Below are 24,788 nucleotides of genomic sequence, written 5' to 3' on the forward strand. Positions count from 1 at the left end.
ATTTAGGTTAAACTAAGCCCTCATATCATACGAGGTATTCAATTAATGCAGCAACTCATGCTCCCAATAATTCCTCAGGGTACGACTATTATAAATGGTCAGGTCAGTGTTGATAACCGAAATGATGAGTGGTTTTATTTCCTCGGCGGTATCCCGATCTATTCTCACCAGGCTGACAATAAGAGATTATTTAGACTTCACACCTCTCAACTCATCAATACCGGTTCCTGTCGTTCAATCGATATTATTACAACCTTTGGTGTCTCTAAAAGTAGTGTTATGCGCTCATTAAGGCAACTACGAGAAAAAGGGGCTGATTCGTTTTTTGAACCTCGCCCGACTCGCAAGGGAGGACCACTCTTTACGCTTGAGGTTTTGCAGCAAGCTCAGGAATATCTGGATCAAGGTATGACGCCTAACGAAGCCGCTAAAGAATTAGGCATCCGGGCAGATACCTTTCGCAAGGCGATCAGTGATGGACGTTTAAAAAAAAGTCTGCCGCATCAATAGACCCCAATGATGGCAGTACCAAATCAGCCCGTGATATTATAGATGCCAATGCAGCCGATGTGCTTGGTACGGCCTGCACTCGAGTAGAAGAGCGAATCCAGGCTGCTTTGGGTGAGCAGGAAAAGGGAGCCTCAATCGAATTCGAATCCTGTTTAGATGTTCCTAAAGGCGGTGTGTTATGTGCATTGCCCGCGTTACTTGGCAATGGCTTATTAAATGACATTGAGCGCCACCTGGGCAAACTGACAGGTTACTATCAAACCTTTCATATTCTATTGCTACTCGCCTTTATGGGGCTATGTCGCATCAAAAATGCTGAACAACTTCGCGAGCATGCACCGGGTGAATTCGGAAAACTACTTGGCCTGGATCGGGCTCCCGAAGTGCGTTGTTTAAGATCCAAAGTAAAAGGACTGGCTGAACCAAAATCAGTCGAAAGCTGGGCGGCCGACCTCAGTCGACAATGGATGGAAAATGAACCAGAGGCAGCAGGAACACTCTACATAGATGGTCATGTCCGTGTCTATCATGGACACTTGACTAAACTTCCCAAACGGCATGTTTCACGCGAAAAACTCTGCTTACGGGGTATCACCGACTACTGGGTTAATGATGGTACGGGGCGTCCCTTCTTTGTCGTTGAAAAAACGGTGGATCCGGGCTTACTAAAAACGCTGGAAGAAGATATCGTCCCCCGATTACTCAAAGACATTCCGAATCAACCGAGTGCACAAGCATTACAGCAAAACAAACAAGCCTGTCGTTTTATCCTGGTGTTTGATAGAGAAGGCTATAGCCCCGCATTCTTTAGAAAGATGTGGGACAAGCATCGTGTCGCTTGCATGACCTATCATAAATTTCCCACCGAAAATTGGCCACTGGACAATTTTTCCAGTCAGGAGATCACCCTACCGAGTGGTGAAAAAGTCATCATGAAACTCGCCGAACGAGGCAGTCTGGTTGGAACTGGAAAACAGGCGATGTGGATGAGAGAAGTGCGCAAGTTGACTGATTCTGGTCACCAAACCAGTATTATTACCACAGCCTATGAACTAGAATTGACGGCTGTTTCTGGGCGAATGTTTAGCCGGTGGTGCCAAGAGAACTTTTTTAGATATATGAAGCACCACTATGGGCTAGATATGCTACAGGAGCATGGAATAGAGCCACTATCCGATACCCAAAAGGTGGTCAACCCTGATAGGCGCCAACAGGAAGGACAGCGTAATTCGATACAATCCAAACTCAATTACCGTCTATCTCGATTTGCAGCGATGGAACTTCATCCGGTGATTAAAAAAGATGAAACGGAAGATGTGAAATACAAGAAATGGGAAAGAAAACGAGCAGAATTACTCGAAGAAATAGAGCATTATGAAAATGAACTAAAAACCATCAAGGAACAACTAAGCCAAACGCCCAAACACATTACCTGGCAAGAGTTGAGAGACGAAGATAAGTTCGAACAGCTTCTGCCAGGGAAAAAGCGGCTGATAGATACTGTCAACATGATCGCTTATCGGGCAGAAACAGCAATGGCCGCTCTGCTAACCTCACCGACAATCGACTTTCCGATGGCAAGGCAACTATTACAAACGCTGTTTGTGACAGAAGCAGATATATTACCCGATGAAGTAAAAAAACAACTTCGGATACGTGTGCATAGTACTTCCCGACCTGCAAGTAATAAAGCAATAGAAAAGTTATTTGAACAACTCAATCAAACGGAACTCAATTATCCAGGAACCGATCTGCGCTTAATTTATGAGCTGACTTCATCCGCAAAAAATTAGGAAATGGTCTCAAATTAGTTTCGTCTGAATCAAGATGTCTGATATTGAGCGGCAAGAGCATCTATACGGTTTGCCAGTCGATGTCGCTATGGAGGGTTACAATGGCTGGGCTCGCCCGCTGGATAGCCAGGTCCAGAAGCACGGATACCAACTTTACAATGTCAATACCCTCAAGCTCGCTCGCTTTAAAGAAATCTTTCCTGCACCCGCAAAATCCGATCCGATCGATGCTCACAAAATCCTAGAGTTGTTTCAGCTTCAGGATCATTTGCCACTCGCCAAAGGTGTTCTACAGGCCGTGTTGCCCGTACCCGATGCCAATCGACGGTTAAAACGCCTCACTCGCCGGCACCGCCAGTTGATCAACGAAAAGGTTGCCTTGCAAAACCGTATACAGCCCGAACTACACGCGACCTGCCCAACTCTGCTGGATATTACCGGTGGTGTCAAATGTATCTCCAACAACGCGGGGTCTTTGGTTTATGGCTACACCTCCGACAGTGATATTGTTAAGAATCATAAATCAAAGACCCGACCCCCGAGGTTCACATTAAAATTTAGTCTTGCTGATAAAGCAATCGACCCAGAAAGTTATGGTGAACGCTTTGCAAAAGCTACCTGTGATGGTGCATTAATAGGGATTGGGCTACAAGGGCGTATTGCCTTTAATTTTAATCGAGAAGAGGACAGCACTTTATCGGCGGTCTGTAGTGAAATTAAAAATATCAGAAACGTGCTACCTGATGCAACGTTAATGGGAGCAAGCCCAGCAATGTTTGCAGCTTATGCTTTTGATACGTACAATGATTAATAATTAAATACGTCAGGTGCTTTATTATGCAAACTAAACTTACCCTGCGGCTGGATGAAAGTTTAATTCAGCAGGCCAAAATATATGCTAAACAACATGAAAAATCACTATCTCAAATGGTTGCTGATTATTTTCAAGCGTTAAACCAACCAAACCAGCCGATTAAAAATGCCCCCATTACTCAGTCTTTGATTGGTATTTTAAAAGAGAGCACGCTTGATGAGAGCGATTACAAACGTCATTTAGAGGATAAATACCTTTGAAAGTCCTGTTTGATACCAACATTATTCTTGATGTTTTGTTAAATAGAACCGGTTTTGTTGATCTTTCTGCCCGATTAGTGGGCGCAGTGGAAAATAAAGAAATTGAAGGTTTTTTGTGTGCAACCACAATTACCACACTGGATTACTTGCTAACAAAGGCAAAAAATAGAGAAAAAGCACGTATTGAAATCTGTAAATTATTATCCCTTTTTCAAATTGCTAGCGTTAACACCGTCGTGCTTGAGTTGGCCATCCATTCCGACTTTAAAGATTTTGAAGATGCTGTGCAATACTATTCAGGGGAAAGTATTGCAATGGATGGGCTAGTAACGCGTAACCCTAAAGATTTTAAACAAGCCCTGTTACCTGTTTATACGCCTCAAGAACTTTGGGGTATTATTGGCTTACAATAAAGGTTAAGTCTTACTCAAAGCTTGGAGATGCGGATCTCAAACTTTAGCTTTTTAACACATTGGCAGGCTATACACGATAACGCCACTCAGTCGGAAAATAGTGTCTATTCACTCATTACCTCGTTCCCACGCTCCGCGTGGGAATGCAGTGAATGACGCTCTGCGTCATGGAACGCAGAGCATTCCCGCATGCATTCCCACGGAGACCGTGGGAACGAGAAAACTACTCAGATACTCTGAGTAGTTACGTAAAATGTTGGATTAAGGGAGATGGAAAGAAATAATCATCCAGAACAACCAGGAGAAATGGTCAAAAACCATTTCTCCAACGATGGCATTCGGTCAACAAACTGATAATACGTCTTCATTGCTTTTTTACCTACCTTTACTCCTGTTTCATATATTTTTTCTGTTAATTTAACAATAGGTGCTTTGCCATTGTAGGTCATACTTTTGGCAAATTTTAAAGTTGTTTCAACTGTATCCATTATGTCGCCACTAATATGATTTTCATAGGCTCCCCATACTCGTTCAATTGGGTTATATTTACTATGATAAGGAGGGTAGTAGGCCAGTTTTATCTTTATGTTGCTTTTTTCAGCAAACTCCACAAGCCTTTTTATAAACTGAGTTCTGGAGCTACTGTTCTCCATACCATTGTCAGCGTGTGTGTCAGAATATCTACTCCATATTTTTCTTGAATTTCTGGCCAAATTTCTTCCAATCGGTCAACGATGAAATCACTGCTGGCATAGCCTGCTGTAAAGAAAAGGAAAAAATCATCATGTTCAGGCAGATAAAAACCAAAAGGAGTTAACTTTTCCTTAACATCTAAATCATGATCCTCTGCTTTTGTTAAAACCCGATTTCGTCCTCCCCGTGAAAAATTTCCTATATTCATTCTTGCTTTGGCATCAATTGATATACGAATCTCTTTTGGGTTGATATCTGCCATTCCATTGACTGAATGAACTTGTTCAAAAATTGCATCCGTTTCCTTGATTTTCTTATGAGGCTTTGTTTTTTGTACCTTTTTTGGATGGTAACTCAGGTCATTTAATTTTGTATTGATAGTTTTTGAGCAAGGTAATGTTTTTTCATCGTAATAATCAATCTCCAGTAAACGTTTTCTAACTTCTTTAGCCGTTAGCCGGGTATATAATCGACAGGAATTAAAAGAGGGATCCGTTTGACACTCCGGTTCAGCAATTTTTTTTATGTCATCAAGTAGATGAGGAAAATGCTCTTCACTTTTATTACGCCCTCTCGCTGAAAAATTATCTTCTATGGGCTGAGTTTCAAGTTCATATTGTCCTTTTCGGATAGTGCCTCTATTCCATCCTAGTTTTTCTTCAGCAATACTTGCACCACCTGAGCCTAGTAGCTCCACCGTTTCAGCCATGAATATACGACGTACCGAGCCTTTTAAACGATGGGCTGTATTTATAATCCAACCTATAATGCTATCTGTTAATATCAACAAGCTTATCTGCCTAGTGTGAGAATAAATTCAGAATTCATTATTATAAATTATTGAGACACAAGCTTACTTCGTTTGGATGATTATTTCTTTCCATCTCCCTAATTCTGCTTGGGTACTTATGAGTTCCAAAATACTTATCAGCTCATGCAGGATTTTTTTAACAAAGTGGATGAGATATTAAAACAGCAGGTATCCTAAATGAACCAAGCCCCTAAAATACGTGTTGGCATTATGCCACAAGAACAAATCAGACAAAGAGTACTACTTATCGCGCAAGGACGTTATCAAGTAGCAGAAAATGAACCTAAAATATGGTTTACTTCTATGCGCTCATTAGCCGAGGTTTTAAGTGATGAAAACCGTGCCTTATTACATATTATTTATGAGGATCAACCCAACTCTATTAATGAGCTGGCTGAAATGTCAGGTCGAAAAGCCAGTAACTTATCCAGAACCTTGAAAACTTTATCCGGCTATGGAATAGTTGAGCTAATTAAAGAAAGCCGTCAAGTTAAGCCGATTGCCAAAGCTGTTGAATTTGAAATTTTAGCTGCCTAAGTAGATAATTTTAAAGAGAGCAATAATGCAACTAATAAAAGAGCAGGATTGGAAAACATTACCAGGATAAAAGGGGTAGGTCTTTGATTTATGATTCTTAACAATACCACTGCTTGAGATATAGTCATAAATCAAGGCTCTGTCACCGTTAAGTGTGGAAAAATACAATTCAATTTCTTAATGCCCTAAAACATAAGGCTTTAGGCAGAATTCCTCTGCCTTTATAAGTCCTTAAAATAATAGCAGTTTTCTAAATTCCACACTTAACGGTGACAGAGCCTAAATCAAAGACCTGATCCTATTTTTTCCAATTTTGATGCCACAATAATAGCTATAGACCCAATACATCAAGTTTATCCAATAATTTTAAACCTCGCTTCCGGCTGCCACGTAATTGAGCCGCTAAGAACTGCTGTTTAGCTTCTTCTTCGACTAAAGCCCGAGTCGATAATTCATACATCAACTTATTTAAACTGATATGACGACTACTTGCCAATGACTTTAATCTATCAGAAATGTCGTCAGGTAAGCGAACAGATAATGTACTCATTAGGGAGATGGAAAGAAATAATCATCCAGAACAACCAGGAGAAATGGTCAAAAACCATTTCTCCAACGATGGCATTCGGTCAACAAACTGATAATACGTCTTCATTGCTTTTTTACCTACCTTTACTCCTGTTTCATATATTTTTTCTGTTAATTTAACAAGAGGTGCTTTGCCATTGTAGGTCATACTTTTGGCAAATTTTAAAGTTGTTTCAACTGTATCCATTATGTCGCCACTAATATGATTTTCATAGGCTCCCCATACTCGTTCAATTGGGTTATATTTACTATGATAAGGAGGGTAGTAGGCCAGTTTTATCTTTATGTTGCTTTTTTCAGCAAACTCCACAAGCCTTTTTATAAACTGAGTTCTGGAGCTACTGTTCTCCATACCATTGTCAGCGTTAATTGTCAGAATATCTACTCCATATTTTTCTTGAATTTCTGGCCAAATTTCTTCCAATCGGTCAACGATGAAATCACTGCTGGCATAGCCTGCTGTAAAGAAAAGGAAAAAATCATCATGTTCAGGCAGATAAAAACCAAAAGGAGTTAACTTTTCCTTAACATCTAAATCATGATCCTCTGCTTTTGTTAAAACCCGATTTCGTCCTCCCCGTGAAAAATTTCCTATATTCATTCTTGCTTTGGCATCAATTGATATACGAATCTCTTTTGGGTTGATATCTGCCATTCCATTGACTGAATGAACTTGTTCAAAAATTGCATCCGTTTCCTTGATTTTCTTATGAGGCTTTGTTTTTTGTACCTTTTTTGGATGGTAACTCAGGTCATTTAATTTTGTATTGATAGTTTTTGAGCAAGGTAATGTTTTTTCATCGTAATAATCAATCTCCAGTAAACGTTTTCTAACTTCTTTAGCCGTTAGCCGGGTATATAATCGACAGGAATTAAAAGAGGGATCCGTTTGACACTCCGGTTCAGCAATTTTTTTTATGTCATCAAGTAGATGAGGAAAATGCTCTTCACTTTTATTACGCCCTCTCGCTGAAAAATTATCTTCTATGGGCTGAGTTTCAAGTTCATATTGTCCTTTTCGGATAGTGCCTCTATTCCATCCTAGTTTTTCTTCAGCAATACTTGCACCACCTGAGCCTAGTAGCTCCACCGTTTCAGCCATGAATATACGACGTACCGAGCCTTTTAAACGATGGGCTGTATTTATAATCCAACCTATAATGCTATCTGTTAATATCAACAAGCTTATCTGCCTAGTGTGAGAATAAATTCAGAATTCATTATTATAAATTATTGAGACACAAGCTTACTTCGTTTGGATGATTATTTCTTTCCATCTCCCTTAGTTAATTAACCTCAATAAATCGGGAGGGGTAATGACCTTATACCCCACCTGCTTTAACTCTGCGTGTGCAAAGTCTGAAATATTATTAGTCACGATATAGGTAGCATTAGCTGCGAGAGCTAATTCAACAATATGGTTATCCGCTTCATCGCCCAAATTAGGCCGCCACAGAAACCAGACTTCAACAGGCATACAAATACTAGCAAAATCATCAAGAAACTCCGTCAGCGTAACAGAAGTTTGGTAAATATTCGACTAACCCATCTATACAAAAATAAATAAAAAGAGTACGGTACACATTATACAAAACCCTGTATAAAGATGTTCATGGAAAGCGCCCCCCAACATTCAGCAGCATGTCCGCAACTCATAGAGACAGGAGGAATCACAAAAGCTCCCTTTACTCATGTTGTCATTGAACTGACACAAGCAGAGTATATACAGCTCAAATGGGATGCAAACTATTGGAAGGGACAGTATCACCAGGTCAAACAGAAACATGAAGATCTTAAGCTAGAGCTTGAATCTGCACAGGCACGCATTCGAGACTTGAAGCAACGTCTCTATGGCAAAAAAACAGAAAAAGGCGTTGCCAAAAGAGATCGCTCTGGAAGGTATCGTCATACTGATACACCTCGGCCTCGTGGTCAGCAACAAGGTAGCAAGGGACATGGACGGACGCACCGTCCTGACTTACCGGTGATTGAAGAAGAGCATGATGTTGCAGCGGAAGATAAGTTGCGCCCGGTTTGCACAAAACCCTACAAGCTTCTGTCACAGACAGAGGATTCAAATATTGTTGAAATAAAGGTTAAAAGCTATATTCGTCGTGTCAAACGAAAGATGTATGTTCAGGGCTGTCAATGCGAGGGAGTCACCGGATTGATTACGGCTCCTCCTGCACCACGTCTTATCCCCAAAAGTGGTATTGGCATCTCGGTATGGAGAGAAGTTCTGCTTAACAAGTTTCTGTTCTCACGAGCACTCAATAATTTGTGTACAGATTACACACATCGAGGTCTATGCATTGCCCCTGGCACACTCACAATGTCATTCGTTTAAGAAACACTCCTATTCGGTTAAGAATCAGATAAACTTCAACCCAACCCACATTCTTATGTTAAAAAATCAAGCGCTATTTCTCCGCGTATTCCATTGCTGTGCTGACTGTTTCGATTCTCTTGCGTAATGACGCCCCTTCCTTTTCTTGTGATAGTAACGTGAAATTGAACAAACCAACTCAGTCATCACCTGATTGATGTAAATACTGGGTGCATACAAAATCTCCTCAAGATGTCGGGCTACGGTCGTTAATGTATTTTTAAAGTTCACCTGAATGGTTTGCTCTGCATCTGATTCTTCATCGACAGGAAGATTCAGCAAACTCGCCAGTAAATGCTCAGAGGCCCTCGCGCAGAGTCGACTCATGGTGATCAACACAAAGTGAGCGTACAGTTCTTGTTTGACCGTGCGCTCACTGCGCCCATGAAAATCATCAACCTCAATCAGGTTTTTACTCACTTTATAAAGCTCCTCAATGCCCCAGCGATCATGATAGACCGATTTCAACGCATCAATGGTGTATTGCTTATCCATTAGCGTGGTGCCAATACAGTAACTCGTGCCATCAATGACATATTTGATGAGACGTATCTTTAGCGGTACAAAGATCATCTGAGGAAATTCTTTTTTGATCTCTCTCTGGCGCGCTTTTGTTGGCATCAGGGTAATGATCTCATCCGTTTTATCACTGTCGATAAATTCATCAATCGCTTTTCCTGCGTGTCTCTTCATTCTAAAAACAGGGTGTACGTCCGCTTGAATGTGCTGGAATAAAGAGGCGTAAGAAAAATAACCGCGATCATAGACGCAAACGTCATTTGGCTCTAGTGTTTGTAAATGCGCCAAAGCACACTTGCGTTCATTGCCATGACTGACCAGATCAAAATCATAGGGGATTTTTGATTTAAGTTGATAGCAGCAACTGAGCAGGCCTTGTGGGTAATGGCTGTTTTGTTGTGGTGTGGCATAACCTGCTTTGATTAATTCTCGGGGCAGATTGATCTTGCTACCATCCACTCCAAACAGGCGATGTCCCAACCAGCGTTCTGATGTTTTCTCAGGACAGGCCTGGATAATGCGCTGGTTCAACTCGATAAAAATGGATTCATTCAGTTTTTTACGTGCCTCGGTAAAGGATGAGGCTGAAATGGCTTGTTTTTGGGGCAAGGGAAACTTCATCCGATGGCAATTGTGCCAGAATTCGGTAATGGTGGTGCCATAGCTCTGTGTGTTTTTTGAAAAAACCAGGCGAAAAATAAGAAAAACCAGTAATAATGAGTCTATCACCCGTTTGCGTTTTTGCCAGGTGGCATCGTAGGCAAGAGCCACCTCAGAGATGATATTGACAACCTTGCCCCATAAGTTTAAAAAGTCGTCATCAATGATCGATTTTTTTTGGCTGACAGGTTCATTTTTCAATACGGCTCTAAAGTGTGGATTAAGCGGAAAAACAAACAACTTCTTAATGGTGCCCTCTTTATTATCCGTCGCTTTTTGCCAGTCTTTGCCACTGGTTTCACCGATATGTGACCAATTAGCAGCGAGATAACAGGTGCCGTGGTATTGCGTGGTGTCCACAAAGGTTTCAATCAAGACGGGACGGTAAGCGTGCGTTTTATCCCAATCATCTGCAATTTGACGAGTCACGATAGATAAGGCGTGACTGGCTAAATTTTTGACTTTGACCCAGGGTAAAATCAAAAAACGGGTGTTATTAATGATCAGGTTTAAGCGTTGCTCCCTATCTTTCGTTTGCCAGCCAATCCAGTGATCACGGTCAGCCAGGTGCCAGACAGAGGCTGAAAACTGCAGGCAACCCAGGATTTGTCGTGTCGGTGTATTGGAGATGATAAAGTATTTTAAGGCCGCACCGATAGGATGACGATAACCCAGGTAATGATGCCGATCAACGAGCTCATTCCAAAGCGCGACATCCGCCTTATCTGTGACAACCTCTAATTCTATAGGCCCCAAGGAACTGAGCTCACATTCAATAGGTACACCAGGAACCGATTGTGATGTCCAGATGATCGGTTTTGATTCGCGTTTCTTTTGAACGCGTTTTACCGGTAAGCTGATATAGCCCAATTTTTCCAGCTTAGCTAAGGCGCTTAGGCAGGCATTAATTTTATTGCGTTTTTTTGCCGTGACCCAGTGCAAATGTTCGCATAGCGTTTCGGCAAGTTCGGTCAGGCTTAAGTTGGGGAACGTGTTAACGGTTTGCTGAACGTAGGCGAGTTCTTTTTTAGAAAAATAACGAGCAGAAAGTGTAAGGGGTTGGGTAATAGCTGTTGTCATTATGTTGCCTGCCTGCAAAAATTAAATTATCCATGCTTATGTTGGCAGATTAGGGAGATGGAAAGAAATAATCATCCAGAACAACCAGGAGAAATGGTCAAAAACCATTTCTCCAACGATGGCATTCGGTCAACAAACTGATAATACGTCTTCATTGCTTTTTTACCTACCTTTACTCCTGTTTCATATATTTTTTCTGTTAATTTAACAATAGGTGCTTTGCCATTGTAGGTCATACTTTTGGCAAATTTTAAAGTTGTTTCAACTGTATCCATTATGTCGCCACTAATATGATTTTCATAGGCTCCCCATACTCGTTCAATTGGGTTATATTTACTATGATAAGGAGGGTAGTAGGCCAGTTTTATCTTTATGTTGCTTTTTTCAGCAAACTCCACAAGCCTTTTTATAAACTGAGTTCTGGAGCTACTGTTCTCCATACCATTGTCAGCGTTAATTGTCAGAATATCTACTCCATATTTTTCTTGAATTTCTGGCCAAATTTCTTCCAATCGGTCAACGATGAAATCACTGCTGGCATAGCCTGCTGTAAAGAAAAGGAAAAAATCATCATGTTCAGGCAGATAAAAACCAAAAGGAGTTAACTTTTCCTTAACATCTAAATCATGATCCTCTGCTTTTGTTAAAACCCGATTTCGTCCTCCCCGTGAAAAATTTCCTATATTCATTCTTGCTTTGGCATCAATTGATATACGAATCTCTTTTGGGTTGATATCTGCCATTCCATTGACTGAATGAACTTGTTCAAAAATTGCATCCGTTTCCTTGATTTTCTTATGAGGCTTTGTTTTTTGTACCTTTTTTGGATGGTAACTCAGGTCATTTAATTTTGTATTGATAGTTTTTGAGCAAGGTAATGTTTTTTCATCGTAATAATCAATCTCCAGTAAACGTTTTCTAACTTCTTTAGCCGTTAGCCGGGTATATAATCGACAGGAATTAAAAGAGGGATCCGTTTGACACTCCGGTTCAGCAATTTTTTTTATGTCATCAAGTAGATGAGGAAAATGCTCTTCACTTTTATTACGCCCTCTCGCTGAAAAATTATCTTCTATGGGCTGAGTTTCAAGTTCATATTGTCCTTTTCGGATAGTGCCTCTATTCCATCCTAGTTTTTCTTCAGCAATACTTGCACCACCTGAGCCTAGTAGCTCCACCGTTTCAGCCATGAATATACGACGTACCGAGCCTTTTAAACGATGGGCTGTATTTATAATCCAACCTATAATGCTATCTGTTAATATCAACAAGCTTATCTGCCTAGTGTGAGAATAAATTCAGAATTCATTATTATAAATTATTGAGACACAAGCTTACTTCGTTTGGATGATTATTTCTTTCCATCTCCCTTAGATGGATATAGTCAAGGCAAAAAGTAACTGAGGAAAGCGTTGCTTAAGCTTATGAGTATTAATCACTTTATTTTTTTTTGTTATTTTTGTATTTAAGTGAATGACATTGGTCCTGTGGCTGTGCGCTTATAATTTCCCCTTGTTTATTCTGCTCGACAAATGAGAAATCCATTTGCAGTGTATCAGTTGCGTTTTTTTCAAACTGTGCGCGCTGGCTTTTGGCTACTCTAGGTACCCACTGCAGAGCTATGATGCCGGGATATTGACGGGTTAACCGTGCCACCAGATTATGAAATTCCCCCCTGTCTATAAAACTGGAAGCGTCAAACCCCGCACGGATACTGTATAAAGATTCCAGGTAAGGTGTAATCCCGTATTCGATGGATTTTACATGGCTTTGTACTGCTGCCTTGAATTTGGTATAGACGGTTTCCTGAAAATTATGGTGTAACACGCTAAATAACGAAAGCCCAAGGAAAAGTCCTGTCGCTACTGCGATCAGGGGAGCATAGGTTAATGTGGATGATTTTTTGTAACTATCTTTGAGGAGAATTGAACGGCTTACATAGACTAAAATAAGGGAAAGCAGGGTGCCAAATAAAAGTACACTCTCATCAGCCAGGGAGCTGTAATCTGTGAATGACATCTGAGCCTGTTGCTGGGCAACCAACGCTTGCCAAAAAGCCAGGGTTATTGTCGTTGCCGCAATACCAATCGGTAAATAAAGCCATTTTGGCGTGCCCTGATAAAATTGTTGTTCCTGATGCCAGGCAAAGGCAAAAAATCCCAGGCCAAGAATGATAAATCCCAGTGCGGTATGGATGGCCATCTTGGTTAAATGTCCCCAGCCATAAGCTGTTTCCATACCTGCAAAGTAGCCGGTAAAAGCAACAATGCCTAAACCCAGTATTATGACTCCCAAAGAACCTATTGCACCGTGGGTGTGTTTTTTCAATTTAATAAAGCTGGCTAGCAAAATACTCAGACCTGTTAAAGAAAAGCATAATGCAGTATTAGGAGCCATGCGCCCCGGGGTAGAGGTTTCGACATTGACATAGTGCTGCATAAATATCTGGTCTATGGATAAATCTACGCCTGTTATATATTGAAAGAGTGTTGCCAGGCCAAGTAATAGTGTTAATGACCCGGTTAGGACTCCAATAATAAGGCGGGTGTATGCCAGAGCAAGCAGTCCGAATCCCGCCATAACAAAACCCAGAGCGGTGTTATACTGCATAGGTACAAAAGCGGGGTTAACCTGGATTAAATCGATGTTATGCATGTACCACCCGGTCAGAACAACCAGGCCTAGCAGCAAGGAAAGGGCGCTTGATAGTAGTACACAGAAAAACGAAAAAGATTGGGGCGGTAGTTTTGTTTGCATATGTATCAAATACCTTTATTCAGTCCTGATTGTTTATATCTAAACAGTTGGCAGGTTATAATCGACGCATTGGGAAAAGCCCGATCAGTAAAATCTAAATCTATTCTAATATGACTGTCTTAAATATCAAAGATAAGCCGCAGTGCAATAATGTTAACCGCAACCAGGAATGGCATTATGAATGACGTACAAACGACTGTATTAATAGTGGATGACACACCAACAAATATTCAACTATTAAACAGCATGCTACGTGAACAATATAAGGTGAAAGCTGCGACTAATGGCGAAAAGGCGCTTAAAATTGCGCGTACAGAGCCGCAACCCGATATTATCTTGCTGGATATTATGATGCCAGCAATGGATGGCTATGAAGTTTGCAGACAACTTAAGTCTTCACCGCTCACAGCGGGAATACCGGTTATTTTTATTACCGCGAAAACCGGGGCGGAAGACGAGCAACAAGGGTTTGCATTAGGGGCTGTGGATTATGTCACCAAGCCATTCAATCCTGATATAGTCAAATCCCGAGTGCGCACACATTTAGAATTATATGCGCAACAGCGAATATTACACGCTGAAAACAAAGAATTAAAACACCGTATTGCGAGTGAATTTAGTGAGTATATAGAACCGGAAATCGTCAGTATCCTGCAAGTCGGTGAAAGTGATGGAACTGAATTTAAATCAACACTACGCTGGAATCTGCATACTGATAAAGCCGATAAAAAAATAGAAAATGCCTGTCTTAAAACAGTCGCAGCTTTTCTAAATAGTGATAGCGGGGTATTACTGGTCGGCGTTGATGATAATGGGCATGTATTAGGGCTGAAGCAAGACGGTTTTGCCAATGAAGACAAGCTGCTATTGCATTGGAACAGCCTGATAAAAACACATCTAGGTGTGGAATTTATGCAGCTTATTCGTTCACAGATCAATGACCTGGGTGGTCAGCGTATTTTATTAGTGCAATGTTTGCGTTCATCAAAACCGGTGTTTTTTCGTCGTGATAATGACGAGATATTTTATGTACGCACCGGTAACGGCACTAACCAGCTTAAACCCAGCGAAGTCATTGCCTATCTTGATCAGCGTGAGGATAGTAAGCACTAATCGCTAAAAGGACATGAGTGAAGCAATAACACTAAGACTAAGACTCTCCTATATTACTTTAGCGGTGACTGATTTCAGCCTGATGTTTACTTTCTATCAGTCCGTTGGCTTTCCCGTGCATAAGTTGAGTAAGAACCCTGAACACCCCTTTGCAATGTTTTCTATGGGTGATGTGATACTGGCTTTATATCCGCAAAGCTTATTAGCTAAGCAGGCCGATTGCATCATTTCAGGTCAAAATACGGCAATGTCACTGTCATTAAATGTTGCAGATAAAAATCAGGTAGGCGTTACTTTGGATCTGGCAGCATCATTAGGAGCAAAGATTACCCGTCAACCTTTTCAGCCGGAATGGGGTGGATACTGTGGCTATTTTAAAGACCCCGAGGGTAATTTGTGGGAAATAGTCTGGCATGAAAATTACTTTGAGGAATAGGGAGATAGAGGAGTCCAGGTGTTGCAAGATTGTATTTTCGGATAGTTTTTTTGTTGACAGATGTATGTACGTATTGTACGTATAACTTATGGGCTTTGAATGGAATGTTGAGAAGAATAAAACAAATATTGAAAAGCACGGGCTTAGTTTTGAAGAAGCCAGCCATATTTTCGATCGAGATGTTTTGACATGGATTGATAAGGAGCGAGGATTTAATAATATCCGCAAGTATGACGCAGTATTTTGGCATCACAGTCGTGCTAGGAAAACTGGCGCATAGCAGGCTACGCAACTGTTTTTCTAGTGCGATTGTGGTGCCAAAAGACAAGTCAGACTCGGGTATTATTGAATTCTCGCTCCTAAGCGAAGAAATTATAAGGAAACGAGGGAAATAAGCATAGGAATGCTAGGTGAGAAACTTATAATTGTTGTTGCTCATACCGATGCGAATGATACGACACGTATTATTTCAGCAAGAACGGCTAATAGAAAAGAAAGGGGAATATATCATGAACATATCAAAACAGCGCATTAAAGAAATCAATGCAATTAAGGAGAAAGATATTGATTTCAGTGATATTCCAGAGCTTGATGAGTCATTTTGGAGTAATGCGGTACTTGTACATCCTGGCAAAAAAGAACGTTTAACGGTGCGTTTTGATGCTGACGTTGTGCAATGGTTCAAGCAACAGGGAAAAGGTTATCAAACCCGAATGAATGCTGTTTTAAAAAGCTTCTATGAAGCACATAAACATGAAGTATAACATCATCTTCTTAGCGTTTAACTATTATTCCGGATTGCAAGGGGTGTGATTAAAAGTGAAGTCCGCTCTACAACAATGTAATTTATATTTACTTAACTTTTAATTACACCCGGTTGCAATTGCATAGAGAAATAGAAGGCTCAGGGTGATCTCTCGATTCCCTTTGACTCCTTTTCTCATTTATCTTGCCTGAATTCAGATTAATTGAAAACAGTACTTTGCAGTTTTATCAATGCACCTTACAATCCCTTACTCATTAGCCGCTAAATTTTGGAGAGGATGAATGAATAACATTTTGCATAGACGGTTCCTTAACGGGTGCTTGTTTTTAGTCGTCTTATTTGCTGGATCTGGCTTGCCATTACCTGCTTTGGGTGATGACGTTAAAGAAGTCCGTTACGGTATGATTGAGGGGCGGCATCCGACAGAGATTAGCGGTGGCCTGTTTGGGATGGGAAAAACGTCTGGAATGGCTTATATCGTTTCGTTGGTACAGTTTTCCAGTCGTCTGGAAATTGATAGCTTGAATGTTTCATTTCTGGTGGGTGATTGTGTCGCCGTGGTCGGCAAAGGTAAGGGCACAACACTGGCTCGCGCTGAATCCCAGCAGTGTGCTAATTCGACGACAGCAGTGGTGCCTCATAAAAGTACGCTCAAAGCCCACGGTGCCATTAGCGCCACCTGTCTCAACAAGCGCGAAAAGAATCGATGTCCTGGCCTCCTGGGTTGGGGCGCCATCGTGCGTTATTACGCGAAATGATGGTCTGTGGACAGTCTGCCGGAACAGAGAGTTATTCTAAACATCCGCAGGGACAAACTTGTGCTCAAGCCTGGGCTAAGGTTGAAAGTCTACCCTTTGGTCCGCAAAGAGCCACGGCTCGTGAACGTGCTAGAGAAAAATGTAATCGTTAAACTTTTACCTGATGACTCATAACCCTCAGCTATACGTTGTCATTCCAGCATACTTGAAGCAGGAATCTAGCCGGAGAAGCATAGATTCCCGATAAAAGGACTTCGGGAATGACGAGGTTTTTAACATGCAAATGTTTAAAGCTTTATTCTTAAGTCAACAGCATTGATCCGGGAGCTAAGATTCTGTAACCGCTTAAATACTAAGGCACCTGGAAAATAAATAAGCGTCCAATATTTGGGCAGGATTTTTGTTTGTCATTAGTGCTGTAGCAGTAGGCGCATAGCTGGCTACGTAACTATTGCTACAGTGCTAATGACGGACAAAAAGACCAGAAAAGTTGGGTGGTTATTTGTTTCCAGGTGCCTAAAGCTCTGCAATAACAATCTGTTGCAGTGCAGATTCTAAATGTTGCCATTCCGGTTCATTGCCGGGTAAACCAAAACGCAGACTGTTAGGTCGCTTGAAAAGCCGGGTAAAGACGGCTAGATTAGCTAGTTGTTGGTGTCGCTGTTCGGCCTGTTCTGTTTGTACCCATTGGAACAGTTGTGTGGATCCGGTGGGCTCTAGCTGATACTTACTCAGTAACGCGTTTAAGCGCTGGCTTTTCTGTTGTGTGTGCTGTCTGGTCTGAGTTTGCCAGACTTTATCCTGTAAAGCGCGAGCGCAAACAAAACGGCTGGGGTTACTTAATGCCCAGGGGCCTAGTAATTCATTCAAGCTATTTAACACAGTAGCTTCAGCTAAAACAAAGCCCGCTCTTAGCCCCGCCAATCCAAAAAATTTACCTACCGAACGTAGAATAATTAAGCCTTTTAACGGCGCTAGTTTGCTTAAACTCAATTCCGGAGTGCAATCGATAAACGCCTCATCAATAATTAGCCAGCCTTGTCTTTGATTTAAGTTCTCTAGCCAGGCCTGGCATTGTTGCTGGGTAAATGTACAGGCAGTCGGGTTATTGGGGTTAACTAAAATCAAAGTGTCTAACTGATTAATATATTGATCAATCTCGTTGCTAGCAATAGGTAGTATTGTATGTCCGGCTTTTGTCCAGGCGTATGCATGTTCGGCATAAGAAGGCGTGACTATGCCGACTGTGGCGGGCGAGCGTAACAAAGGTAAGCTTTGAATCGCTGCCTGTGAGCCGGCAACAGCCAATATGGATTGGCATTGATAATATTCCTGAGCACTGGCAATCAACTCATCTTGCTCTTCCGGTAGGCGTTGCCAGACGGCATCTGGAATAGCGGGAATGGGGTAGCCATTGGGATTGATTCCGGTGGAAAGGTCTAACCATTCAGGTAAGGGGATTTGATATTGTTGTGCTGCTTCAAGTAAGCGCCCGCCATGTTTAAGCAAGCGATTCTCCTAATGCAATTACAGTAAGCCAGAGCAGGGTAGTGAGTATAATTAACAGGTTGGCGCGCTGTATATCCTGGTTTGTGGCTCTGCGCTCTGTACCTAAGGTAGGTTTGATTTTATGCTGACCATGATAAATCGCTGCGCCCCCCAGGTTTACATTTAAGCATCCTGCACCTGTACTCATGACGATGCCTGCATTGGGACTTTCGCACAGCGGGCTTTGTAGGCGGTAGCTGCTCCATGCATGATGCATGTCGCCGAGTAACAGATAGCTTAAGGCGGTTAAACGAGCTGGAACCCAGTTGAGAATATCGTCTAAGCGTGCGGCGGCGAAACCAAAATGAGTGTAACGCTGATTTTTATAGCCCCACATCGCATCCAGAGTATTGCTTAAACGGTAGAATACCGCACCTGTAGGACCTGCTATAACAAACCAGAAAATAGGCGCAAAAATCGCATCGGCACCATTTTCCAGTGTGCTTTCTATCGTTGCTTTACGGATTGCCTGAGTATCCATTTGCCCAGCTTCCCGGCTGACAATCATCGCAATAGCCTGGCGCGCCTGGGCCAAATTACCTTTTTGTAACGGCTGGTAAATGGCTAGGGTATGTTGTAATAAACTTTTAGGTGCAATACACAGATATAGAATTACGGGGCTTAATAGATCATTGAATACGGGTAACCGAGTTAAGTAAAAGATGCATAGACAAATGGGTAACACACTGAGTATTAAGGCGAGTAGCCCATTTATCTTTTGATGTCTATTTGCCCTGTCCCTAGGTAAAATAAGCCACTTTTCTAAAGTGCTAGCCCAGCGGCCAAATATCACCAGTGGGTGTGCTTTTTTAGGTTCGCCTAAAAGCGCGTCTAGTATTAAAGCTATAAATACGGCAAGTGCAACAGTCATTAGCCTCGAGTATTAAGAGTAAAAAGGCAGCAACAATGCCACTAAAGGACAATAAATGCAAGCAATAACATTAATGGTACAAGGCACAACGTCTGATGCAGGGAAAAGCGCGTTGGTAACCGGACTGTGCCGTTATTATAAGCAGCGAGGTGATTTGGTTGCACCGTTTAAACCGCAAAATATGTCCTTAAACAGTGCGGTCACAGCAGCAGGCGGAGAGATAGGCAGGGCGCAGGCAGTACAGGCTCAGGCTTGTGGATTGAGTGCGCATACCGATATGAACCCAGTGTTACTTAAACCTAATTCAGATAAAACTGCACAAGTCATTATGCAGGGCAAGGTGCTCAAGAATTTAGGTGCTAAGGCTTATCACGCCTACAAAACTCAAGCGATGCCGGTCGTGCTGGATTCTTTTTATAGATTGCAGGGGAAGTATCAACGTATTATTGTCGAAGGCGCAGGTAGTCCGGCGGAAATTAATTTACGCGAGGGTGATGTTGCTAATATGGGCTTTGCCGAAGCGGTGGATTGCCCTGTTATTTTAGTTGCAGATATCGATCGAGGTGGGGTGTTTGCACATTTAGTGGGAACTCTGGAATTATTAAGTGAGTCTGAGCAGCAGCGTATTCTGGGGTTTGTGATTAATCGCTTTCGTGGGGATTTAGAAATTTTACAACCTGGCATAGACTGGTTGGAGCAAAGAACCGGGAAGCCGGTGTTCGGCGTATTGCCTTATTTACATGATTTATATCTGCAGTCGGAAGATAGCGTAGTACAGCAGCAGCCTAAAGTACAGAGAGATACCTTTAATATTGTCGTGCCGCGATTACCAAGGATGAGTAATCATACCGATTTTGATGTATTACGTTTGAATACAGCGGTGGATATACAGTTTTTAAGCAACCCCAATGCACTACATAATACAGACCTGATTATTTTACCTGGAAGTAAGTCAGTGCGCGATGATCTAGAATGGCTAAGAGAAAATGGCTGGGAAGCCGTTATCCTGCGACATTTGCGTTATGGGGGGAAACTTATTGGTTTGTGTGGCGGTTATCAAATGCTGGGGACTTTGATTGATGATCGGGATGGTGTTGAAGGAACGCCAGGGTCAAGCAGGGGGTTGGGGTTGCTAGAGCTGCAAACCACTTTAACTAACGAGAAACAGTTGAAACAGGTCACAGGCAGGCTTTTAATGACTGACTCAGTTATTAAAGGCTATGAAATACATGCCGGTATTTCAACAGGCCAGGCCTTGTTAAATCCCCTGATTAAGCTGGAAAATGGAGAGCTGGAAGGGTGCTTGTCGCAAGATCAACAAATCTTAGGTACTTATTTGCATGGCTTGTTTGATACGCCTGATACCTGCACTGCCTTATTGAATTGGGCGGGTGCAACTAATGTTCAGGTGGTTGATTTTGAAGTGTTAAGTGAACAGGGCATCGAGTTGATGGCGGCAACTGTTAAGCGATATATGCGCATGCCACTGCTGGAAGAGAAGTGTCAGGCGTTTCTTGCAGGCAAAAAAAAGGCCCCTTAAAGGAGCCTTTTTCTTAACTGCTGTTTGTTACTGTGCACTTACGTTAACCGCTGATAAACCTTTTTCGCCAGTTTCTACATCATACGTAACTGTTTGGTTAGGTTCTAGGGTCTTAAATCCATCACCCTGGATTACTGAGTGATGTACAAAAACATCATCGCCGCCGTCAGACTGCTCAATAAAACCGAAGCCTTTTGTGTTGTTAAACCACTTTACTTTACCCGTTGCCATTGTAAAACTCCTTAAAAAATAAAAATATATGGCGATAACAGAATAACACCTGATAACAAGGAACTTGGTCACTAGTTCAAACACTGCTTTCTGATATTGCGAATTTTACCGCTATTTAGTGAAAGATGCTATCAATACTGCTTAATTAGCTGGCATAAATTGCATTAATTGAGTTTTTCAATGTTTGAGTTTTCCCTGACAAAGAAAATAAATTCGCCTAAATGACAACCCTGGAGGCTAATTATTCTCCATCAGCTACTCTGGGTTGCCTGATAATACTTATTCCACGGCAGTAACCATAGGCTGCATGGCTGAGTTCTCATTGATTTCTTTATTGCTGGTATACCAGATTAATAAATCCAGATAACTGCGCACATTATCGACATAAATAACCGGCTCTTTGCCGCGCGCATAGCCATGTTTTGTTTTGGAAAACCACTCTTGTTGAGTTAGCAGGGGCAGGGATTGCTTAACATCGACCCATTTATCAGGATTTTTACCGAGTTTTTGGGTAATAATCCGCGCATCCTCCAAATGACCGAAACCGATATTATAAGATGCAAGTGCAAACCAGGTGCGGTCAGGTTCCGGGATACGAGCAGGAATTTTCTTCAGACGCTGTTTTAGATATAAAGCACCACCAAATATACTTTCTTTTGGGTCAGTGCGATCTTTAACCTTAACCTGACTGGCTGTTGCCTGAGTCAGCATCATCAGCCCTTTTACGCCAGTAGGGGAAACTGCATGTTTGTTCCAGTGTGACTCCTGATAGCTAATGGCGGCTAATAAGCGCCAGTCAAATGCATGTGTGTCAGCAGCATCCTGAAATAATGTTTGATACTGTGGTAAGTGACTTCGAAGATGCAGGCGAAAAGTGCAATTGCCGACATATTTGATATTGCTGGTATGACCATAATGTCGCTCAATTAATTGTTCTAATTGTTTATTTTTTTTTATTTTATTAAAAAACACGAGCGCTTCATTATACAGGCTTAAATCCTCTGATTTTTTAAATGCCCAGGCAAGGTGGCGGCTAGGGCTGATATTGAATGCGATATTTAATTTAGGGTAGAAGCGACGCATTAAAGTCATTTGATTTGAATCTGCGATAGTGTAGTCAATTAATCTTTGATTAACTAAATATAGCAGGCCATCAGTATTCAGCTTATCGTTTGTGAGCCATTCTAGCTGTGGATTTTTTTGTTGTAGTTTTAATAGGCTTTCCGCATGACTGGTACCTTTGACAACTTCTAAGATGCCATTAGTCAGGTCATTGACGTCTCTGGGGCGCTTGGTTCCTGAGCGAAAGATCAGTTGTTCGGAGATTTCTTGATAGGCTGGGGCGAATAAGAACTGTTGCTTACGTTCTTCGGTAATGCTAATACCTGCTGCGGCAAAGTCAGCAATTCCAGCTTGAGTTTTTTGCAGAATAGCTGCAAAAGTATCGGGTACAATAAATTTACTTTTTACCTGCAAATGTCGGGCAAATAATTGTACCAGGTCATATTCCAGCCCGGAAAAACCATTGGCGGATTCATAATAAGTCGTTGGGTCGTAGCGGGTTAATACCGTTAATACCCCGGACTTTTTAATGCGTTCCAGTTGATTTTTATAGGTAGCGACTTTTTCGGCTGATCGCTGGGGCTGCTGAGTTTGCGAGTCACAAGCACTCAGGCAGGCAAGCAGAAACCCGAGAAAAAGTCGCTGGAAAAAATACCAAGTTAGGAACGAGAATTCAATACTACCCGAGTCTGACTTGTCTTTTGGCTGTACAGCCGCGCCAGAAAAACAGTTGTGTCGCTTACTATGCGCATGTGTTTCTAGCACGCCTGTACAGCCAAAATCCTGCGTCATACTTTCGGGTATTATTAAATCCTGGTCTCTTAGCGTAAACTCTTATAATAATTTATTAAGCCATTGGTTGAGCTGTCGTGTGAGCTAATCTGTTGATCACCTTTAAGCTCAGGAATGATCACCTGAGCTAACACTTTACCTAATTCCACACCCATCTGGTCATAGCTGTTAATATTCCATATCTTTCCCTGGACAAATATTTTGTGTTCATAAAAAGCAATTAAACGTCCGAGAGAATAGGGACAGAGCTTTTCAAACAGAAAAGAATTTGTTGGTCTGTTGCCAGAAAAGATTTTAGATGCAACCAGCAACTTGCTTGCATCATCGCCTAAGTCAGCTTTGACTTCGTCTTCAGTTTTGCCGGTCATTAATGCTTCTGTCTGGGCAAGGAAATTGGAAATCAAAATATCATGGCAGTCAGTATCTTCATGGTGACTTTTTGCCGGGGCAATAAAGTCACATGGAATAACCTTGGTTCCCTGATGAATCAGTTGATAAAAAGCATGCTGTCCATTAGTACCAGGTTCTCCCCAGATGATAGGGCCAGTGCTATAATCCGTGCGAGAGGCGTTCATATCAACGCTCTTACCATTACTCTCCATATCGCCTTGCTGGAAATAGGCAGAAAAGAATTCCAGATGATGATCATAAGGAAGTAAGGCATGCGAGTCGGAATAATAGAAATTGTTATACCAGATACCTAACAATGCCATGATCACCGGAATATTGGTAGCGAAATGTTCGTGGCGAAAGTGTTTATCCGCTTCGTGAGCGCCTTCGAGCAATTGTTCAAAATTATCCATACCAATATATAAGGCGATAGATAAGCCTATCGAAGACCAAAGTGAATAGCGGCCACCGACCCAGTCCCAGAACTCAAACATATTGTCAGGGTCTATACCAAACTCAGTGACATTTTGTTTATGTGTCGATAACGCTACAAAGTGCCTGGCTACAGCTGAATCATCTTTGGCTTGTTCCAGTAACCAGGCTCGTGCTGCTCTGGCATTTACCATGGTTTCCTGAGTGCTAAAGGTTTTTGAAGCGACTAAGAATAGCGTCGTTTCAGGGGACAATTGCTCCAGTGTTTCGTTTAAATCGGTACGGTCAATATTAGAGACATAATGCACGCCTATGCCCTTGATTGCATAAGGTGTTAACGCCCTAGTGACCATTTTTGGTCCTAAATCAGAGCCGCCTATGCCAATATTGACAATATCGGTAATGGCTTTGCCTGTGTAACCAGTTAGTTCACCGGAATGCACGCGATCACAAAACTTGCGCATTTTTTCTAAGGCTTGATTAATCCCAGGCATAACATCGACACCATCAACATAAACGGGTTCATTGCTACGATTACGCAGCGCGGTATGTAATACGGCCCGGTTTTCAGTTTTATTAATACGCTTACCGGTAAACATGTCTTCAATATGCGACTTCAAGCCGCGCGATTTTGCCAGGTTTAGCAATAAGACAATGGTTTCATCAGTAATTCTATTTTTTGAATAATCAAATAATAGATCTTCAAACTGAATTGTATAGTTGGTAAACCGGTTAGGGTTTGCTTCAAATAAGTCTCTTATATCAAGTTGGTCTATACGTTTCTGGTGTTTTTTTAGCGTTAACCATTCAGGAGAGTTAATCAGATTAGACATATTGAAAGCCTTGATGTGTGTTGTGTGTTGAAGTGTAATGCATCAAAATGCAAAATTTTACGGAAATAGACGCGCGATAGCAATAGCAATATTAGAAAATTATAATATAATGACATGAAGTTATTGGCCTAATATAGAGTTATTCTATCTTTGTCTAATTCAATATGATAAAGTTTGTGGTTGTTTTAGAGTATC

Annotated in this window: 26 protein-coding genes; 14 read left to right on the forward strand and 12 right to left on the reverse strand. The window is 41.6% G+C overall.

Annotated features, from left to right (window positions below):
* The first annotated feature begins 45 nt into the window (after nt 1-45).
* The 5 genes from ACQY3F_RS23000 to ACQY3F_RS23020 are packed head-to-tail and all read left to right on the forward strand — an operon-like array spanning nt 46 to nt 3,790.
* Entirely contained in the window at nt 46-510 is a 465-nt protein-coding gene (locus ACQY3F_RS23000) for a hypothetical protein (RefSeq protein WP_428353027.1), read from the forward strand.
* A 59-nt stretch (nt 511-569) separates the two neighbouring features.
* Nucleotides 570-2,303 (forward strand): putative transposase, encoded by a 1,734-nt coding sequence (locus tag ACQY3F_RS23005; protein WP_428357491.1) that lies wholly within the window; start codon nt 570-572, stop codon nt 2,301-2,303.
* Between the two features lie 34 nt (nt 2,304-2,337).
* Nucleotides 2,338-3,114, forward strand: a complete 777-nt coding sequence (locus ACQY3F_RS23010; protein ID WP_428357493.1) for an IS110 family transposase — start codon at nt 2,338-2,340, stop codon at nt 3,112-3,114.
* A gap of 26 nt (nt 3,115-3,140) precedes the next feature.
* Entirely contained in the window at nt 3,141-3,377 is a 237-nt protein-coding gene (locus ACQY3F_RS23015) for a DUF6364 family protein (RefSeq protein ID WP_428357495.1), read from the forward strand.
* Nucleotides 3,374-3,790, forward strand: coding sequence for a PIN domain-containing protein (locus ACQY3F_RS23020; RefSeq protein ID WP_428357496.1), 417 nt, complete (start codon nt 3,374-3,376; stop codon nt 3,788-3,790). The genes ACQY3F_RS23015 and ACQY3F_RS23020 overlap by 4 nt, the downstream gene beginning before the upstream one ends.
* 284 nt (nt 3,791-4,074) lie before the next feature.
* Here ACQY3F_RS23020 and ACQY3F_RS23025 read toward each other — a convergent pair.
* A protein-coding gene (locus tag ACQY3F_RS23025) for an ISAzo13 family transposase (protein WP_428352995.1) occupies nt 4,075-5,270 on the reverse strand; the annotation gives its coding sequence in 2 pieces (ribosomal slippage) (nt 4,075-4,463 and nt 4,463-5,270; 1,197 coding nt in all).
* A gap of 201 nt (nt 5,271-5,471) precedes the next feature.
* Between ACQY3F_RS23025 and ACQY3F_RS23030 the strand changes: the two genes are divergently transcribed.
* Nucleotides 5,472-5,831 carry a MarR family transcriptional regulator gene (locus ACQY3F_RS23030; RefSeq protein WP_428357498.1) on the forward strand — a complete coding sequence of 120 codons (360 nt, stop codon included), beginning with the start codon at nt 5,472-5,474 and terminating at the stop codon, nt 5,829-5,831.
* Nucleotides 5,832-6,162: 331 nt separating this feature from the next.
* On the opposite strand, the gene ACQY3F_RS23035 is transcribed toward ACQY3F_RS23030, so the two are convergent.
* The 3 genes from ACQY3F_RS23035 to ACQY3F_RS23045 form a co-directional block, all read right to left on the reverse strand.
* On the reverse strand, nt 6,163-6,381 hold the full coding sequence (locus ACQY3F_RS23035; protein WP_428357499.1) for a hypothetical protein: 219 nt from the start codon (nt 6,379-6,381) through the stop codon (nt 6,163-6,165).
* A 21-nt stretch (nt 6,382-6,402) separates the two neighbouring features.
* A complete protein-coding gene (locus tag ACQY3F_RS23040) occupies nt 6,403-7,599 on the reverse strand; it encodes an ISAzo13 family transposase (RefSeq protein WP_428353685.1) in 1,197 nt (398 codons plus the stop codon).
* Nucleotides 7,600-7,701: 102 nt separating this feature from the next.
* Nucleotides 7,702-7,953, reverse strand: a complete 252-nt coding sequence (locus ACQY3F_RS23045) for a PIN domain-containing protein (protein ID WP_428357798.1) — start codon at nt 7,951-7,953, stop codon at nt 7,702-7,704.
* Nucleotides 7,954-8,031: 78 nt separating this feature from the next.
* Between ACQY3F_RS23045 and ACQY3F_RS23050 the strand changes: the two genes are divergently transcribed.
* A complete protein-coding gene (locus ACQY3F_RS23050; RefSeq protein ID WP_428357501.1) occupies nt 8,032-8,766 on the forward strand; it encodes a hypothetical protein in 735 nt (244 codons plus the stop codon).
* A gap of 66 nt (nt 8,767-8,832) precedes the next feature.
* On the opposite strand, the gene ACQY3F_RS23055 is transcribed toward ACQY3F_RS23050, so the two are convergent.
* The 3 genes from ACQY3F_RS23055 to ACQY3F_RS23065 all read right to left on the reverse strand — a co-directional run bounded on the left by ACQY3F_RS23055 (nt 8,833) and on the right by ACQY3F_RS23065 (nt 13,821).
* Nucleotides 8,833-11,064 (reverse strand): IS4 family transposase, encoded by a 2,232-nt coding sequence (locus ACQY3F_RS23055; protein ID WP_428357502.1) that lies wholly within the window; start codon nt 11,062-11,064, stop codon nt 8,833-8,835.
* Nucleotides 11,065-11,135: 71 nt separating this feature from the next.
* Nucleotides 11,136-12,332, reverse strand: coding sequence for an ISAzo13 family transposase (locus tag ACQY3F_RS23060; RefSeq protein WP_428352931.1), 1,197 nt, complete (start codon nt 12,330-12,332; stop codon nt 11,136-11,138).
* A 172-nt stretch (nt 12,333-12,504) separates the two neighbouring features.
* On the reverse strand, nt 12,505-13,821 hold the full coding sequence (locus ACQY3F_RS23065; protein WP_428357504.1) for a CHASE domain-containing protein: 1,317 nt from the start codon (nt 13,819-13,821) through the stop codon (nt 12,505-12,507).
* A 177-nt stretch (nt 13,822-13,998) separates the two neighbouring features.
* On the opposite strand from ACQY3F_RS23065, the gene ACQY3F_RS23070 reads away from it, so the two are divergent.
* The 6 genes from ACQY3F_RS23070 (at nt 13,999) to ACQY3F_RS23095 (ending at nt 16,894) form a co-directional block, all read left to right on the forward strand.
* A complete protein-coding gene (locus tag ACQY3F_RS23070; protein WP_428357506.1) occupies nt 13,999-14,934 on the forward strand; it encodes a response regulator in 936 nt (311 codons plus the stop codon).
* Nucleotides 14,935-14,947: 13 nt separating this feature from the next.
* Nucleotides 14,948-15,370 (forward strand): VOC family protein, encoded by a 423-nt coding sequence (locus ACQY3F_RS23075; RefSeq protein ID WP_428357508.1) that lies wholly within the window; start codon nt 14,948-14,950, stop codon nt 15,368-15,370.
* A gap of 88 nt (nt 15,371-15,458) precedes the next feature.
* Nucleotides 15,459-15,650 carry a BrnT family toxin gene (locus tag ACQY3F_RS23080; protein WP_428357510.1) on the forward strand — a complete coding sequence of 64 codons (192 nt, stop codon included), beginning with the start codon at nt 15,459-15,461 and terminating at the stop codon, nt 15,648-15,650.
* A gap of 69 nt (nt 15,651-15,719) precedes the next feature.
* Nucleotides 15,720-15,905 carry a BrnT family toxin gene (locus tag ACQY3F_RS23085; RefSeq protein ID WP_428357800.1) on the forward strand — a complete coding sequence of 62 codons (186 nt, stop codon included), beginning with the start codon at nt 15,720-15,722 and terminating at the stop codon, nt 15,903-15,905.
* Nucleotides 15,880-16,134, forward strand: a complete 255-nt coding sequence (locus ACQY3F_RS23090) for a BrnA antitoxin family protein (protein ID WP_428357512.1) — start codon at nt 15,880-15,882, stop codon at nt 16,132-16,134. The genes ACQY3F_RS23085 and ACQY3F_RS23090 overlap by 26 nt, the downstream gene beginning before the upstream one ends.
* Nucleotides 16,135-16,429: 295 nt before the next feature.
* Nucleotides 16,430-16,894, forward strand: a complete 465-nt coding sequence (locus ACQY3F_RS23095) for a hypothetical protein (RefSeq protein ID WP_428357513.1) — start codon at nt 16,430-16,432, stop codon at nt 16,892-16,894.
* A gap of 516 nt (nt 16,895-17,410) precedes the next feature.
* Here the strand turns inward: ACQY3F_RS23095 and cobD are convergent.
* Together cobD and cbiB are read right to left on the reverse strand one after the other, a co-directional pair.
* Nucleotides 17,411-18,403: a threonine-phosphate decarboxylase CobD gene (gene cobD, locus ACQY3F_RS23100; protein ID WP_428357514.1), complete on the reverse strand. Its 993-nt coding sequence runs from the start codon at nt 18,401-18,403 to the stop codon at nt 17,411-17,413.
* A complete protein-coding gene (gene cbiB / locus ACQY3F_RS23105; protein WP_428357515.1) occupies nt 18,396-19,313 on the reverse strand; it encodes an adenosylcobinamide-phosphate synthase CbiB in 918 nt (305 codons plus the stop codon). Before cbiB ends, cobD begins: the two co-directional genes overlap by 8 nt.
* A gap of 55 nt (nt 19,314-19,368) precedes the next feature.
* On the opposite strand from cbiB, the gene ACQY3F_RS23110 reads away from it, so the two are divergent.
* A complete protein-coding gene (locus tag ACQY3F_RS23110; RefSeq protein ID WP_428357517.1) occupies nt 19,369-20,853 on the forward strand; it encodes a cobyric acid synthase in 1,485 nt (494 codons plus the stop codon).
* 27 nt (nt 20,854-20,880) lie between these two features.
* On the opposite strand, the gene ACQY3F_RS23115 is transcribed toward ACQY3F_RS23110, so the two are convergent.
* From ACQY3F_RS23115 to pgi, 3 genes are all read right to left on the reverse strand, one after another.
* Nucleotides 20,881-21,084, reverse strand: a complete 204-nt coding sequence (locus tag ACQY3F_RS23115) for a cold-shock protein (protein ID WP_428357519.1) — start codon at nt 21,082-21,084, stop codon at nt 20,881-20,883.
* 279 nt (nt 21,085-21,363) lie between these two features.
* A complete protein-coding gene (mltF, locus tag ACQY3F_RS23120; protein WP_428357520.1) occupies nt 21,364-22,938 on the reverse strand; it encodes a membrane-bound lytic murein transglycosylase MltF in 1,575 nt (524 codons plus the stop codon).
* 29 nt (nt 22,939-22,967) lie between these two features.
* Entirely contained in the window at nt 22,968-24,593 is a 1,626-nt protein-coding gene (pgi, locus tag ACQY3F_RS23125) for a glucose-6-phosphate isomerase (protein ID WP_428357522.1), read from the reverse strand.
* Nucleotides 24,594-24,788: the final 195 nt, after the last annotated feature.

This window comes from Methyloprofundus sp., from assembly GCF_965251085.1.
Classification (GTDB): Bacteria; Pseudomonadota; Gammaproteobacteria; order Methylococcales; family Methylomonadaceae; genus Methyloprofundus.